This is a genomic window from Enterobacter sp. GER_MD16_1505_Eko_090, from assembly GCF_003331015.1.
Taxonomy (GTDB): Bacteria; Pseudomonadota; Gammaproteobacteria; order Enterobacterales; family Enterobacteriaceae; genus Enterobacter; species Enterobacter roggenkampii.
Genome location: NZ_PUQF01000004.1, coordinates 203,532 through 218,364, shown reverse-complemented (window position 1 = coordinate 218,364; position 14,833 = coordinate 203,532). Strand labels below are relative to the sequence as shown.

Annotated in this window: 15 protein-coding genes and 1 other RNA gene; 4 read left to right on the top strand and 12 right to left on the bottom strand. The window is 56.8% G+C overall.

The genetic code is table 11. The annotated features are described in order from the left end of the window. Positions 1-18: 18 nt before the first annotated feature. From gcvH to C6A40_RS06565, 6 genes are all read right to left on the bottom strand, one after another. Complete coding sequence (gene gcvH / locus C6A40_RS06590; RefSeq protein WP_045335237.1) at positions 19-408, bottom strand: glycine cleavage system protein GcvH; 390 nt, start codon at positions 406-408, stop codon at positions 19-21. A 23-nt stretch (positions 409-431) separates the two neighbouring features. After that, positions 432-1,526: a glycine cleavage system aminomethyltransferase GcvT gene (gene gcvT, locus C6A40_RS06585; protein ID WP_008499719.1), complete on the bottom strand. Its 1,095-nt coding sequence runs from the start codon at positions 1,524-1,526 to the stop codon at positions 432-434. A 520-nt stretch (positions 1,527-2,046) separates the two neighbouring features. Next, on the bottom strand, positions 2,047-3,249 hold the full coding sequence (ubiI, locus tag C6A40_RS06580) for an FAD-dependent 2-octaprenylphenol hydroxylase (protein ID WP_058657783.1): 1,203 nt from the start codon (positions 3,247-3,249) through the stop codon (positions 2,047-2,049). 12 nt (positions 3,250-3,261) lie between these two features. After that, a complete protein-coding gene (ubiH, locus tag C6A40_RS06575; protein ID WP_045335234.1) occupies positions 3,262-4,440 on the bottom strand; it encodes a 2-octaprenyl-6-methoxyphenyl hydroxylase in 1,179 nt (392 codons plus the stop codon). Next, the gene (pepP, locus tag C6A40_RS06570) at positions 4,437-5,750 is read right to left on the bottom strand and encodes a Xaa-Pro aminopeptidase (protein WP_102135196.1); all 1,314 of its coding nucleotides are present in this window, start codon (positions 5,748-5,750) and stop codon (positions 4,437-4,439) included. The genes ubiH and pepP overlap by 4 nt, the downstream gene beginning before the upstream one ends. Before the next feature lie 31 nt (positions 5,751-5,781). Continuing rightward, complete coding sequence (locus tag C6A40_RS06565; protein WP_025912457.1) at positions 5,782-6,360, bottom strand: YecA/YgfB family protein; 579 nt, start codon at positions 6,358-6,360, stop codon at positions 5,782-5,784. 168 nt (positions 6,361-6,528) lie between these two features. Between C6A40_RS06565 and zapA the strand changes: the two genes are divergently transcribed. The 3 genes from zapA to C6A40_RS06545 all read left to right on the top strand — a co-directional run bounded on the left by zapA (position 6,529) and on the right by C6A40_RS06545 (position 7,704). Further along, positions 6,529-6,858 carry a cell division protein ZapA gene (gene zapA, locus C6A40_RS06555; RefSeq protein WP_006811891.1) on the top strand — a complete coding sequence of 110 codons (330 nt, stop codon included), beginning with the start codon at positions 6,529-6,531 and terminating at the stop codon, positions 6,856-6,858. 41 nt (positions 6,859-6,899) lie between these two features. Beyond that, a non-coding RNA gene (ssrS, locus tag C6A40_RS06550) (6S RNA) lies at positions 6,900-7,083 on the top strand. Between the two features lie 24 nt (positions 7,084-7,107). Then, positions 7,108-7,704: a 5-formyltetrahydrofolate cyclo-ligase gene (locus C6A40_RS06545; RefSeq protein WP_021242061.1), complete on the top strand. Its 597-nt coding sequence runs from the start codon at positions 7,108-7,110 to the stop codon at positions 7,702-7,704. A 102-nt stretch (positions 7,705-7,806) separates the two neighbouring features. Here the strand turns inward: C6A40_RS06545 and serA are convergent, their stop codons facing one another. Both serA and rpiA read right to left on the bottom strand, forming a co-directional pair. After that, the gene (gene serA / locus C6A40_RS06540) at positions 7,807-9,039 is read right to left on the bottom strand and encodes a phosphoglycerate dehydrogenase (RefSeq protein ID WP_045335232.1); all 1,233 of its coding nucleotides are present in this window, start codon (positions 9,037-9,039) and stop codon (positions 7,807-7,809) included. A gap of 266 nt (positions 9,040-9,305) precedes the next feature. Further along, positions 9,306-9,965, bottom strand: coding sequence for a ribose-5-phosphate isomerase RpiA (rpiA, locus tag C6A40_RS06530; protein ID WP_003860091.1), 660 nt, complete (start codon positions 9,963-9,965; stop codon positions 9,306-9,308). Positions 9,966-10,092: 127 nt separating this feature from the next. On the opposite strand from rpiA, the gene argP reads away from it, so the two are divergent. Then, positions 10,093-10,986, top strand: a complete 894-nt coding sequence (argP, locus tag C6A40_RS06525; RefSeq protein WP_008499727.1) for a DNA-binding transcriptional regulator ArgP — start codon at positions 10,093-10,095, stop codon at positions 10,984-10,986. A 43-nt stretch (positions 10,987-11,029) separates the two neighbouring features. Here the strand turns inward: argP and C6A40_RS06520 are convergent, their stop codons facing one another. From C6A40_RS06520 to fbaA, 4 genes are all read right to left on the bottom strand, one after another. Further along, positions 11,030-11,761, bottom strand: coding sequence for an oxidative stress defense protein (locus C6A40_RS06520; RefSeq protein ID WP_045335230.1), 732 nt, complete (start codon positions 11,759-11,761; stop codon positions 11,030-11,032). Positions 11,762-11,853: 92 nt separating this feature from the next. Continuing rightward, on the bottom strand, positions 11,854-12,489 hold the full coding sequence (gene argO / locus C6A40_RS06515) for an arginine exporter ArgO (protein WP_045335229.1): 636 nt from the start codon (positions 12,487-12,489) through the stop codon (positions 11,854-11,856). A 148-nt stretch (positions 12,490-12,637) separates the two neighbouring features. After that, positions 12,638-13,492, bottom strand: a complete 855-nt coding sequence (mscS, locus tag C6A40_RS06510) for a small-conductance mechanosensitive channel MscS (protein WP_045335228.1) — start codon at positions 13,490-13,492, stop codon at positions 12,638-12,640. A 186-nt stretch (positions 13,493-13,678) separates the two neighbouring features. Further along, the gene (fbaA, locus tag C6A40_RS06505) at positions 13,679-14,758 is read right to left on the bottom strand and encodes a class II fructose-bisphosphate aldolase (RefSeq protein ID WP_008499731.1); all 1,080 of its coding nucleotides are present in this window, start codon (positions 14,756-14,758) and stop codon (positions 13,679-13,681) included. Between the last annotated feature and the right edge of the window lie 75 nt (positions 14,759-14,833).

The window sequence follows — 14,833 nt, the reverse complement described above, 5'->3', positions numbered from 1 at the left end:
GCGCCATCCGGCACAACGTTATTCGTCTTCCAGTAGTGCTTCGTATGCGGTCGCATCCAGCAGCGCGGCAACCTGGGATTCGTCGCTGGCTTTGATCTTGAAGATCCAGCCGCCTTCATAAGGCTCGCTGTTGACCAGCTCCGGGGAGTCGCTCAGCGCGTCGTTGACGGCGACAATCTCGCCGCTTACCGGCGCGTAGATATCGGATGCCGCTTTTACGGACTCCGCTACGGCGCAGTCGTCGCCCGCGCTAACGGTCGCGCCCACGTCAGGCAGGTCAACAAACACCATGTCGCCCAGCAGCTCCTGCGCGTGCTCGGTGATCCCGACGGTGTAAGTGCCGTCCGCCTCTTTACGCAGCCACTCGTGTTCTTTGCTGTATTTCAGTTCTGCTGGCACATTGCTCATTGAAGTTCTCCTGATAAAAATAGTTAGGCGACCGGCTTACCGGCGCGAACAAAAATCGGTTTGGTCACGTTGACCGGCATTTCGCGGTTGCGGATTTGCACCACCGCCGTTTCGCCAATGCCCGCCGGCACGCGTGCCAGTGCAATACTGTAGCCCAGCGTCGGTGAGAAGGTTCCGCTGGTGATCACGCCTTCGCGAGGATTGCCGTCAGCATCGGTAAAACGTACAGGCAGTTCGCCGCGCAGTACGCCTTTTTCCTTCATCACCAGGCCAACCAGCTGTTCGGTGCCCTTCTCGCGCTGCATCTCCAGCGCTTCACGGCCAATAAAGTCACGGTCAGCCGGTTCCCACGCGATGGTCCAGCCCATGTTGGCGGCCAGCGGAGAGACGCCTTCGTCCATCTCCTGACCGTAGAGGTTCATGCCCGCTTCCAGACGCAGCGTATCGCGCGCGCCCAGGCCCGCAGGCTTCACGCCCGCTTCCACCAGCGCACGCCAGAAATCAGCGGCCTTTTCGTTCGGCATCGCAATTTCGTAGCCCGCTTCACCGGTGTAGCCGGTGGTGGCGATAAACAGATCGCCCGCCTGCACGCCGAAGAACGGCTTCATGCCTTCGGTGGCTTTACGTTGCTCATCGTTGAACAGAGACGCGGCTTTCGCCTGCGCGTTAGGCCCCTGCACGGCGATCAGCGACAGGTCATCACGGACGGTGATGTCGATGGCATACGGTTCGGCGTGTTGGGTGATCCAGGAGAGGTCTTTTTCGCGGGTGGCGGAGTTTACAACGAGGCGGAAGAAATCTTCGGTGAAGTAGTAGACGATAAGGTCATCAATCACGCCGCCCGAGGCATTCAGCATGCCGGTATAGAGCGCTTTACCCGGCGTCTTCAGTTTGGCGACGTCGTTTGCCAGCAGATAACGCAAAAACTCCCGGGTGCGGCTACCGCGCAGATCGACAATCGTCATATGGGATACGTCGAACATACCGGCATCGGTGCGCACCGCGTGGTGCTCATCAATCTGCGAGCCGTAGTGCAGCGGCATCATCCAGCCATGGAAGTCCACCATGCGGGCGCCGCATAACACGTGTTGTTCGTACAAAGGAGTCTGTTGAGCCATCTTGTCCTCGTTGAAAAATTCACCGTGAAACCCGGTATCGGCCCCGCGTTCGGGCACCGACGCAAACGTTCTCTTTTACCTGAACTTACCACCGAAAACGGCGGTTAACCATAAGGCAAAACAGGTCATCACATTAGCTTATGACCAAAAAACGCTGAAAAGCCTACAGAGTTATCCACTGGAAAAATGCGATTAACCCCGCACAAAATTAACAATGATCTAACAGGATTTAGCACATGGTGATATTTCGTGCGGAAAAACGGGCCGAATTTCCGTAACGAGAAAAACACGACATTAGATTATCTAATGCGAAAAATGACGTGAAATTAGAATATTTCAAACGAGGGAATTTCCCCGGCGCAGAGGCCGGGAAAAGAAAGTGTGACAGGGGTCAATACACAAAATCATTCAAGTTGCATCAAGGCGGCAAGTCTGAGAGTCCCCAGGAGCTTACATAAGTAAGTGACTGGGGTGAGCAGACGCGGCCAACGCAGAGGCAGCTTGAAGGATGACGTGTATTTTAACGTAGCCAGTCCGGCAGGTCGTTAAGACCCATCGCCTGACGGAGGAGTTGAGGTTTAACACCCGGAAGGGTGTCAGCAAGCTTGAGGCCGATGTCGCGCAGCAATTTCTTCGCCGGATTTGACCCGGCAAACAGCTCGCGGAAGCCCTGCATGCCCGCCAGCATCATTGCCGCGCTGTGCTTGCGGCTGCGCTCGTAGCGACGCAGGTAGAGATGCTGGCCGATATCTTTGCCTTCACGATGCAGGCGACGCAGCTCCTCAACCAGCTCCGCCGCGTCCATAAAACCAAGGTTGACGCCCTGTCCGGCCAGCGGATGAATGGTATGCGCTGCATCCCCCACCAGCGCCAGACGGTGCGCCGCAAACTGACGCGCGTAGCGGCCGGTTAACGGGAACACCTGACGCTCGCTTTCAAGCGTGCACAGGCCAAGGCGGTTATCAAAGGCCACGCACAGCGCCTGGTTAAAGGCCTCCGGCGTCGCCTCATGCATCTGCTGGGCTTTTTCCGGCACCAGGGACCAGACAATTGAGCACAGGTGCGGATCGGCAAGCGGCAGGAACGCCAGTATGCCATCGTTGTGGAAAATCTGGCGCGCCACGCCGCCGTGCGGCTCTTCGGTACGGATCGTCGCGACCAGAGCATGATGGCGGTAATCCCAGTACGTCAGCGGGATATCGGCTTTATTACGCAGCCAGGAGTTGGCACCGTCAGCACCGACCACCAGACGCGCGGTCAGCATGTCGCCACTCTGCAGGGTGATAAACGCCTCGTTTTCGCCCCACGCCACCTGCTGGATCTGCGCAGGCGCAATCAGCGTCACGTCGCTGCACTGCTGTGCTTTCTGCCAGAGCGCGTGGTGGATCACCGCGTTTTCAACGATGTGCCCCAGATGGCTATAGCCCATGCTTTCATCATCAAAAGCAATATGACCAAAGCTGTCTTTATCCCACACTTCCATGCCGTGATAGCAGCTGGCGCGGTGCGCCACAATATCTGCCCAGACGCCAAGGTGCGTCAGCAGCTTTTCGCTGGCCGCATTGATCGCCGAGACGCGGAGTTCCGGCGGCGCATCCGGTGCAACGGGCTGAGGCTGCTTTTGCTCCAGCACCGCCACGCGCAGGCCGCTGCCCTGTAATCCGCAGGCCAATGCCAGTCCAACCATTCCGCCGCCAACGATGGCGACATCAACATTTTGCACGGTGATAACTCCTTAACGCGCGACCCAACCCAGGGTCCGCTGCGCCAGCACGTCACGTGCCGGAATGAATAATTCCATCGCCATCAGCCCAAGGTTGCGACCCGCAACCAGCGGTGCCCAGCGATTGGCAAAAAGATGAACCAGACCATCGGTCACACCGATGGTGGCCTCTTTATCCGCCTGTCGGCGCTTCTGGTAATGACTCAGCACCGAATAGGCCCCACAGTCTTTTTGCTCGCCCCACGCCTGCGCCAGAGATTCGGCCAGGCTCATGACATCGCGTAAGCCAAGGTTGAAACCTTGCCCCGCGATGGGGTGCAGCGTCTGCGCAGCGTTACCGACAAGCGCCAGACGATGGGAGACAGACTGAGACGCCGTGGTCAGCGAAAGCGGGTAGACCGTCCGCTTGCCGGCATGGGTAATACGCCCCAGCCGCCAGCCAAAGGCTTTCTGCAGCTCGGTACAAAAACGTTCGTCGGACCAGGCCTTAACCTCTTCCGCCTTATCCTGCGGGTGACACCAGACCAGGGAACAGCGCCCGTCCGACATCGGCAGCATCGCCAGCGGGCCATGCTGCGTAAAGCGCTCAAAGGCCCTGCCGTTGTGGTCAGCTGCGGTAGCGACGTTCGCAATGACCGCCACCTGGCCGTAAGGCTGCTGGCGCCACTCCACGCCGCACTGGGTACCGAGCGACGAGCGCGAACCGTCCGCAGCGACCAGAAGCTGACCTTCAAGGACGGTGCCGTTTTCCAGCGTCACGCTGACCGACGCTTCGCTTCGGCTCACGCTGGCCACGCGCGCGGGGCAATGCAGCGTGACGCCCGGCGCGTCCTGGAGCAGGCGGAACAGACGTAAGCCCACATCGTGTAGCTCAACAACCTGACCCAGGGCATCAATCCGGTAATCCTGCGCGTCCAGCGTGACAAAGCCTGCATGTCCGCGATCGCTGACGTGAACGGTCCCGATCGCCGTAGCACGGTCGGCAATCGCCTGCCAGATCCCAATGAGGGAAAGCTGCTGGCAGGTGCCCTGCGCCAGCGCAATGGCGCGGGCATCAAAACCGGGGTGGTTCGACGCCTCTGGCGCAACGGCTTCTACCAGGTGCACCGGAAGCTGGCCCTGCGTCATATGCGAAATGGCCAGCGCCAGCGTGGCCCCGGTCATGCCGCCGCCCACGATAATCACGCTCATGCGCGCGCCGCTGCCATCAGCGCCTCGATATCGTCAGCGTTTTTCACGACGCTGGCGGTCAGGTTTTCGTTACCGGTTTCGGTGATCACGATGTCGTCTTCAATACGAATGCCAATCCCGCGGTATTCTTCTGGCACGTCGGCATCCGGCGCGATGTAGAGACCCGGCTCCACGGTTAACACCATGCCCGGCTCCAGCACGCGCGAACGGTCGGTGCCGTATGCGCCAACGTCATGCACGTCCAGCCCCAGCCAGTGGCTCAGGCCGTGCATGAAATACGGTCGGTGCGCATTTTCAGCAATCAGGGTGTCGACATCCCCTTTCAGGATCCCGAGCCTGACCAGACCGGTAATCATGATGCGCACCACTTCGCCGGTCACTTCCTGCATGGAAGTCCCCGGACGATACAGTTTGAGCGCTGTCTCAAGGGATTCGAGAACAATGTCGTAAATCGCGCGCTGTGCCGGCGAGAATTTACCGTTCACCGGGAAGGTACGGGTGATGTCCCCCGCATAGCCCTGATATTCGCAACCGGCGTCAATCAGCACCAGATCGCCGTCGCGCAGCGCACTTTCGTTTTCGGTGTAGTGCAGAATGCAGCCGTTTTCGCCGCCGCCGACAATGGTGTTGTAGGAGGGATAGCGCGCGCCGTGGCGGTTAAATTCGTGGTGAATTTCGCCTTCCAGCTGGTATTCGAACATCCCGGGACGGCATTTCTCCATAGCGCGGGTGTGTGCCAGCGCGCTGATTTCGCCCGCGCGGCGCATCACATTTAGCTCTTCCTCAGACTTGAACAGGCGCATCTCATGCACCACCGGACGCCAGTCCGTCAGCGTGGCCGGTGCGGACAGGTTCTGGCGCGAGCCTTTGCGCAGCTTATCCAGCGCGGTGAAGACAATCTCATCGGCGTAGGCATATTCGCCCTGCGCGTGATAGAGCACGTCGAGGCCGTTAAGCAGCTGGTAGAGCTGCTGGTTGATTTCGCTAAACGCCAGCGCCCGGTCAACGCCCAGCTTCGCCGGCGCGGCCTCCTGGCCCAGGCGGCGGCCAAACCAGATTTCGGCCGTCAGGTCGCGCACGCGGTTGAAAATCACGCTGTGGTTGTGGGTGTCATTGCTTTTAATCAGCACCAGTACCGCTTCCGGCTCGTTAAAGCCGGTGAAGTACCAGAAATCGCTGCTCTGGCGATAGGGATATTCGCTGTCGGCGCTGCGCGTCACTTCGGGCGCGGCAAAAATTAGCGCGGCGCTGCCCGGCTGCATTTTCGCCAGCAGCGACTGACGGCGGCGCGAATACTCTTGACTCGAGATAACCATGACACCCTCCTGTGCGTTATTATTCTTAATGTAAGGTTGGCTTACGAACTTCCGGTGCGGTCGGCTGTGAGCGCGTAAAGTTGTCGTGGCACAGCAGTGCCGCCACGCGCACGTACTCGATGATCTCTTCGAGAGACATTTCCAGCTCTTCCTGGTCTTCGTCTTCATCGTAGCCAAGCTGGGCAATGTTGCGCAGGTCGTCGATCGCCTCACCCGCTTCGCCGGTCACTTTATCCAGTTTAGGCTGCGTGACGCCCAGCCCCAGCAGATAGTGGTTTACCCAGCCGGCCAGCGCATCGGCGCGATCGAACACGCTGACGTCGTCGCCGTCAGGCAGATAAAGCTGAAAAAGGAAGCCATCGTCTTCCAGCGAATCGCTGATGGCGGCGTGCATTTTACGCAGCGCTTCCGCCAGCTCGTGACCAAACGCCAGCCCTTCATTCGTGAGGTCGTGGATCAGCGGCTGCCAGGAGCTGTCGCTGTTTCCGCCGCACAGCATGCCACTGATCAGACCGTGCATTTCGGCAGGGGTTAAACCGACTCCCTGCTGGTTCAGTAACTGGTTTAAATCCTTGTAACCAGGCATTTCGTTCTGTATAGACATGCGCATTCGTCATCATTGGGGGGAAGTTTCATGATATGCTACCACTTTGGACCCTGGTGATACCAGAAAAGGGCTTGTATCTTCACATCAGGGTAGCTATAGTGTCGCCCCTTCGCAGCCCCCGGGGCAGTAAGCGAAGGCAGCGCAGTCAATCAGCAGGAAGGTGGCATGTCTGCACAACCCGTCGATCTCCAGATTTTTGGCCGTTCACTGCGAGTGAATTGTCCGCCTGAACAAAGGGATGCTTTGAATCAGGCTGCGGACGATTTGAATCAGCGGTTGCAAGATCTAAAAGAACGCACTAGAGTCACAAATACTGAGCAGCTGGTTTTCATCGCCGCGTTGAACATCAGCTATGAACTGACTCAGGAAAAAGCGAAGACCCGCGACTACGCGGCAAGCATGGAGCAGCGCATAAAAATGCTCCAGCAGACCATAGAACAAGCATTGCTTGATCAAGGTCGCAATCCCGAAAGACCGGGACCCAAGTTTGAATAACACTTCTCAGTTGACTATGGTAGAGTAACTGTGAAGACAAAATTTCTCTGAGATGTTCGCAAGCGGGCCAGTCCCCTGAGCCGATATTTCATACCACAAGAATGTGGCGCTCCATGGTTGGTGAGCATGCTCGGTCCGTCCGAGAAGCCTTAAAACTATGACGACACATTCACCTTGAACCAAGGGTTCAAGGGTTACAGCCTGCGGCGGCATCTCGGAGATTCCCTCTCTTTTCTTCTACCGACTACCATGACTCAATTCCCTGAAGTTTCAGCTTCACGCCAGGACATTCGTCAGCTCATTCGTCAACGCCGTCGTGCGTTAACCCCAGAACAGCAAGCGCATTTTGCCCAGCAGGCCGCCGCCCGTATGATGGCGTATCCCCCTGTCGTGATGGCACGCACGGTTGCCCTGTTTCTGTCGTTTGACGGCGAGCTGGACACCCAACCGCTGATAGAGCAACTCTGGCGCGCCGGGAAGAAGGTATACCTGCCGGTGCTGCACCCGTTCAGCGAAGGCAATCTGCTTTTTTTGCACTATCACCCGCACAGCGAGCTGGTGGTGAATCGTCTGAAAATCACCGAGCCGAAACTCGATGTGCGCGACGTGCTGCCGCTGTCACAGCTGGATGTGCTGATTACGCCGCTGGTGGCGTTTGATGAGCAGGGACAGCGCTTAGGTATGGGCGGCGGTTTTTACGACCGGACGCTGCAAAACTGGCAGCAGTATGGGTTGCAGCCGGTAGGCTACGCGCATGATTGCCAGGGCGTGGAGGCGTTGCCGGTGGAGAAATGGGATGTGCCGTTGCCGGCGGTAGTGACGCCCAGTAAAACGTGGCTTTGGTAGCATAAAGCCGGGTGGCGGCTGCGCCTTACCCGGCATACGTAAATCCTCAAACATTGTAGGTCGGGTAAGCGTCAGCGCCACCCGACACCACAGACCGCACCATCAGTAAAGCAGACGCGCGCGAATCGTCCCCGGAATGGCCTTCATGCTCAGCAACGCTTTCTCGGCAACGTCTTCATCCGCTTCGATATCAATGACCACATAGCCCATCTGCGAATTGGTTTGCAGATACTGCGCGGCGATGTTGACGCTCTGCTCAGCAAAGATCTGGTTAATGGCAGTCAGCACGCCTGGACGGTTTTCGTGAATATGCAGCAGACGACGACCGCCGTGCAGCGGCAGAGACACTTCCGGGAAGTTAACGGCGGAGAGCGTCGAGCCATTGTCGGAGTATTTGCTCAGCTTACCTGCCACTTCCAGACCGATGTTCTCCTGCGCTTCCTGAGTCGAACCGCCGATGTGCGGCGTCAGGATCACGTTGTCGAACTCGCACAGCGGAGAGGTGAACGGATCGCTGTTGGTGGCAGGCTCCGTTGGGAAAACGTCGATGGCCGCCCCTGCCAGATGTTTACGCTTCAGCGCATCGCACAGCGCAGGGATATCGACCACCGTGCCGCGCGCGGCGTTAATCAGCAGTGAGCCCGGCTTCATCAGCGCCAGCTCTTCTGCGCCCATCATGTTTTTGGTGGAGGCATTTTCCGGCACGTGCAGGCTTACCACGTCACTCATGTTCAGCAGGTCAGACAGGTGTTGAACCTGGGTGGCATTGCCTAAAGGCAGCTTGCTTTCGATATCGTAAAAATAGACATGCATACCGAGAGATTCCGCCAGAATCCCCAGTTGGGTACCGATGTGGCCATAGCCGATGATACCCAGTTTTTTCCCACGGGCTTCGTAGGAGCCCGCAGCCAGTTTGTTCCAGACGCCGCGGTGTGCTTTGGCGTTAGCCTCCGGAATGCCGCGCAGGAGCAGCAGCAGTTCGCCAATCACCAGCTCCGCCACGGAACGGGTGTTAGAGAACGGGGCGTTGAAGACAGGAATACCGCGTTTCGCAGCAGCATTCAGGTCAACCTGGTTGGTACCGATGCAGAAGCAGCCGATAGCCACCAGCTTTTCCGCCGCGGCAATCACATCTTCAGTCAGGTGAGTACGGGATCGCAGGCCAATGAAGTGGGCATCACGGATGGACGCTTTCAGCTCTTCGGTATCAAGCGCGCCTTTGTGAAATTCGATGTTGGTGTAACCTGCCGCACGAAGGCTATCGATTGCTTTTTGATGCACGCCCTCGACCAGCAGGAATTTAATCTTGTCTTTCTCCAGTGATACCTTTGCCATTTACCCGACCCTGTTTTTGTCTGAACTGATGTTGTGCTGGATATAAATCCGCTGTAGCCAACATATCAAAAAAAACTATTGCAGCAATATGAACGTTTGCGTCAGTACGCTGAAGGAAAGTCATACAGCGCAAAATGGCAGAGGAAAATGCTATGGAAATTTACAAACGCGGAAGGATCGGCAAAAGAGGCATAAAAACGTGACACAAGTCACCGAATTTAGCGTTTCAAAAATATTTTAGCGGGGGGAGGACTCCCCCCGTCAGATCATTTTACGATGGTTTTCACGCCGTCAGCGGTGCCGATCAGCGCCACATCCGCGCCACGGTTGGCGAATAGCCCTACGGTCACTACGCCTGGAATGCCGTTGATGGCGTTTTCCAGCGCAATCGCGTCAAGAATTTCCAGACCGTGAACGTCGAGGATCACGTTGCCGTTGTCGGTCACTACGCCCTGACGATATTCCGGACGACCGCCCAGCTTGACCAGCTGACGGGCAACCGCGCTGCGGGCCATCGGGATCACTTCAACCGGCAGCGGGAAATTACCCAGAATGTCCACCTGCTTGGAGGCGTCGGCGATGCAGATAAACTTGTCCGCAACGGAGGCGATGATTTTTTCGCGCGTCAGCGCCGCGCCGCCGCCTTTGATCATCTGCATGTGGCCGTTGATTTCATCCGCGCCATCAACGTAAATCCCCAGACGATCCACTTCGTTAAGATCGAAAACGGTAATGCCGAGGCTTTTCAGCTTTTCCGTGGAAGCATCAGAGCTGGAAACCGCGCCCTCGATCTGCCCCTTCATCGTGCCCAGCGCATCGATAAAGTGTGCCGCGGTTGATCCCGTACCGACACCGACAATGGTACCCGGCTGTACGTACTGGAGAGCGGCCCATCCTACTGCTTTTTTCAGTTCATCCTGCGTCATGATCGTTTTGCCTGTGGTGTGAAAACTCAGGGCGCATTATAGAACACGTCGAATGGAATTCGTCTGCCACAAAGGGAAAATTGTGTCATAGTGCAGAATAAGCAAAATTAAGGAGCCAGCCAGAGCAATGAAACGTCCGGACTACAGAACACTACAGGCACTTGATGCAGTTATTCGTGAACGAGGCTTTGAGCGCGCGGCGCAAAAGCTTTGCATCACGCAGTCCGCCGTCTCTCAGCGTATCAAACAGCTTGAAAACATGTTCGGCCAGCCGCTGCTGGTGCGTACCGTGCCGCCACGTCCAACAGAGCAAGGGCAAAAGCTCCTCGCTCTGCTGCGTCAGGTTGAACTGCTGGAAGACGAGTGGCTGGGTGACGAACAAACGGGCTCTACGCCGCTGCTGCTCTCTCTGGCGGTCAACGCCGACAGTCTGGCAACCTGGCTGCTGCCGGCCCTGGCGCCGGTCCTCGCGGACTCCCCTATCCGTCTGAATTTGCAGGTTGAAGACGAAACCCGCACCCAGGAACGCCTGCGTCGCGGTGAAGTGGTTGGGGCGGTCAGTATTCAGCCTCAGGCGCTGCCAAGCTGCCTTGTCGATCAGTTAGGCGCCCTGGACTATCTGTTTGTGGGTTCAAAAGCCTTTGCGGAACGCTACTTCCCCAACGGCGTTACCCGCGCGGCGCTGCTGAAAGCCCCTGCCGTGGCCTTCGACCATCTGGACGATATGCATCAGGCGTTCCTGCAGCAAAACTTCGACCTGCCGCCGGGCAGCGTGCCGTGCCATATCGTGAACTCGTCAGAAGCCTTCGTGCAGCTTGCACGCCAGGGCACGACCTGCTGCATGATCCCGCACCTGCAGATTGAGAAAGAGTTGAAAAGCGGTGAGCTGATTGACTTAACGCCGGGGCTGTATCAGCGTCGGATGCTCTACTGGCACCGTTTTGCGCCGGAAAGCCGCATGATGCGCAACGTCACTGACGCGCTGCTGGCGTACGGGCATAAGGTATTGAGACAGGATTAAAAAGAAAAGCCGGGTGGCGGCCACGCCTTACCCGGCCTACAGATTACTGAGCCGGTTTCGGCTGTGCTGCAACAGGTTCAAGCTGGAACACCACATCCACCTGATCGTCGAACTGGATTGTCGGCTGCTCGTAAGTTTCCTGAGCGGATACCGGCGCTGCGTCAGCCTTCATCATACGAACCATCGGGCTTGGCTGGTAGTTAGAGACGTGGTAACGCACGCTGTAAACCGGACCGAGCTTGCTCTTAAAGCCAGAAGCCAGCTGTTCCGCCTGGTGAATGGCATCATCAATCGCCGCTTTACGCGCTTCGTCTTTGTACTTCTCCGGTTGCGCAACGCCCAGCGACACGGAACGGATCTCGTTCAGGCCCGCCTTCAGCGCACCGTCCAGCAGCGAGTTAAGCTTATCCAGCTGACGCACGGTCACTTCAACGGTACGCACCGCACGGTAGCCTTTCAGGATGCTTTTGCCATTCTGGTAGTCGTAATCGGGTTGAGTACGCAGGTTCGCAGAGTTGATATCTTTTTTACCGACACCGTTCTGCTCGAGGAAAGAGAGGTATTGCGCAACGCGATCGTCAGCCTGCTTCTTGGCCGTCGCTGCATCTTTCGCCGCCACATTCACCTCAATTGCCAGGGTTGCAACATCGGGTATCGCGTCCACGCTTGCGGTGCCTGACGTGACGATGTGCGGGCCATCCGGCAATTCGCTTGCCTGCACCGACACCGCACCGAAACTCACTAATGCCGCCAGGGCCATCACTTTAAACTTCACTGTCATTCCTCCATGTTGCGAAGAGTGCCCCAATAACAGGGCGCATGCCAGCAAGCTTAGCGGGTCTTATTCAGTTGTCCATAAGACAAGGATTAGTTGAACAATTCCTGGACATGATGAATCCCCTCTTTCGCCAGCTGGAAAGCGATAAACCACATCACCAGGCCGACCAGGGTATTAATGATGCGCTGGGCTTTGGCCGTACGCAGGCGGGGCGCCAGCCATGCCGCCAGAATGGCGAGACCGAAGAACCACAGGAAAGAGGCGCTGACCGTACCGAGCGCAAACCAGCGTTTCGGCTCAACGTCCAGTTGACCGCCCAGGCTGCCCAGCACGACGAAGGTGTCGAGATACACATGCGGGTTAAGCCAGGTCACCGCCAGCATGGTGACGATAATCTTCCAGCGCCCCTGCTTCATGACCTCCGCGCTCGCCAGTTCGAGGTTGCTGCTCATTGCCGTTTTCAGCGCGCCGAATCCGTACCAGAGCAGAAACGCCACGCCGCCCCAGGTGACCAGCGCCAGCAGCCACGGAGACTGCATCAGCAGCGCGCTGCCGCCAAAAATCCCGGCACAGATCAGCAGCAAATCGCTTACCGCGCACAGCAGGGCAATCATCAGAGGGTACTGGCGGCGGATGCCCTGATTCATCACGAACGCATTTTGCGGGCCGAGGGGAAGGATCATGGCTGCACCTAAGGCAAGCCCTTGAAAATAATAAGATAGCATGATGATTTCTCGCAGAGTTGTTCTGGAAGCTGACTATACTGCGCGAACTACATTAGATGAAATGGATAATATTAATTGGGTATTAGCGGAGCTTATGAAGGTAAAGCCCGGTGGCGCTAGCGCTTACCGGGCCTACAACGTCGGGGGATTACTCGGCGACTTTCTCGCGTTTAAGATTCACGTCCATCTGCGGATACGGGAAACTGATGCCGTTGGCGTCGAAGTCGCGCTTAATGCGTTCCAGCACGTCCCAGTACACGTTTTGCAGATCGCTGCTTTTGCTCCAGATACGCACCACAAAGTTAATGGAGGAAGCGCCGAGTTCATTCAGGCGAACCGTCTGCTCTTTGTCTTTCAGAATGCGATCGTCAGAAGCAATGATGTTGGTAATCAGCGACTTCACCTGATCGATGTCGGAGTCGTATGCCACGCTGATAATCAGTTCGTTACGACGCACCGGCTCACGGGAGAAGTTGATGATGTTGCCCGCGATAATTTTCCCGTTCGGCACGACCACGATGCGGCCATCGACGGTACGCATAGTCGTTGAGAAAATCTGCACCTGCAGCACGGTTCCGGCAATGCCGCCAAGGTCAACGTATTCGCCGGAGCGGAACGGACGGAAGGTCACCAGCAGCACGCCTGCCGCCAGGTTTGAAAGCGAGCCCTGCAGTGCCAGACCAATGGCCAGACCGGCGGCGCCAAGAACGGCAATGACGGAGGCGGTTTGCACCCCCACACGGCCCAGCGCGGCAATCAGCGTGAAGGCGATAATGCCGTAGCGCACCAGTGCGGAGAGGAAGTCTGCCACCGTGGCGTCAATGTGACGGGCCAGCATTACGCGGTTAACCGTATTCGAGACAATACGCGCCACGATCATCCCGACGATGATGATGGCAATCGCCGCGACGATGTTCACGGCATAGCTCAGCAGCAGGGCCTGGTTGCGCACCAGCCAGTTACCGGCGTTATTGATGCTGTCTACAACATCGAGTTGTTCCATTTATTCTTCCTTTTGTTAAACCAAAACACAAAATCCATCCCCCATGGAGACAGGCAGGTCAGTAAAGGGTAAACAAAAAGCACCGGTTTTGCCAAACAGATCACAAAAACAGGGCTGGCAGGGTATTGAAAAAGCATAAAAAAAGGCCCGCATTTGCGGGCCTTCTGATGCTGTTAGCAGCTCAAATTACAGAACGTCGATCGCGTTCAGTTCTTTGAAAGCCTGCTCCAGACGGGTCACCATGGACGTCTGCGCTGCGCGCAGCCATACGCGTGGATCGTAGTATTTCTTGTTCGGCTGGTCTTCGCCTTTCGGGTTGCCCAGCTGGCCCTGCAGGTAAGCTTCGTTCGCTTTGTAGTACTGCAGGATACCGTCCCAGGTTGCCCACTGGGTGTCGGTGTCGATGTTCATTTTCACAACGCCGTAGCTTACGGAGTCTTTGATTTCCTGAGCAGAAGAACCGGAACCGCCGTGGAAGACGAAGTTCAGGCTGTTGTGCGGCAGGTTGTGTTTCTTGGAAACGTATTCCTGAGAATCACGCAGGATGGTTGGGGTCAGAACCACGTTACCTGGTTTGTAAACGCCGTGTACGTTACCGAAGGACGCTGCAATGGTGAAGCGTGGGCTGATTTTGCTCAGCTCGGTGTAAGCGTAATCAACGTCTTCTGGCTGGGTGTACAGTGCAGAAGCGTCCATGTGGCTGTTGTCCACGCCGTCTTCTTCACCGCCGGTGCAACCCAGTTCGATTTCCAGGGTCATGTCCATTTTGGCCATGCGCGCCAGGTACTTAGAGCAGATTTCGATGTTTTCGTGCAGTGACTCTTCAGACAGGTCGATCATGTGAGAAGAGAACAGTGGTTTACCGGTTGCCGCGAAGTGTTTTTCACCCGCGTCCAGCAGACCGTCGATCCACGGCAGCAGTTTCTTCGCGCAGTGGTCAGTGTGCAGGATAACTGGAACACCGTAGTGTTCAGCCATCTGGTGAACGTGGTGCGCACCAGAGATAGCGCCCAAGATTGCAGCACCCTGAGGAATGTCAGTTTTCACGCCTTTACCTGCGATGAACGCAGCGCCGCCGTTAGAGAACTGAACGATAACCGGTGCTTTAACTTTAGCAGCAGTTTCCAGTACGGCGTTGATGGAGTCGGTACCCACGCAGTTAACTGCTGGCAGAGCGAAGTTGTTTTCTTTAGCTACCTGGAACACTTTCTGTACGTCATCACCAGTGATAACGCCAGGTTTTACGAAATCAAAAATTTTAGACATGTTGCTTAGTCCTGTATCTTCGGCCGTTAGAAAAGGTGCGAGCTCTTAAAAGCGCGCTGAAAATTGGGCAGGTTT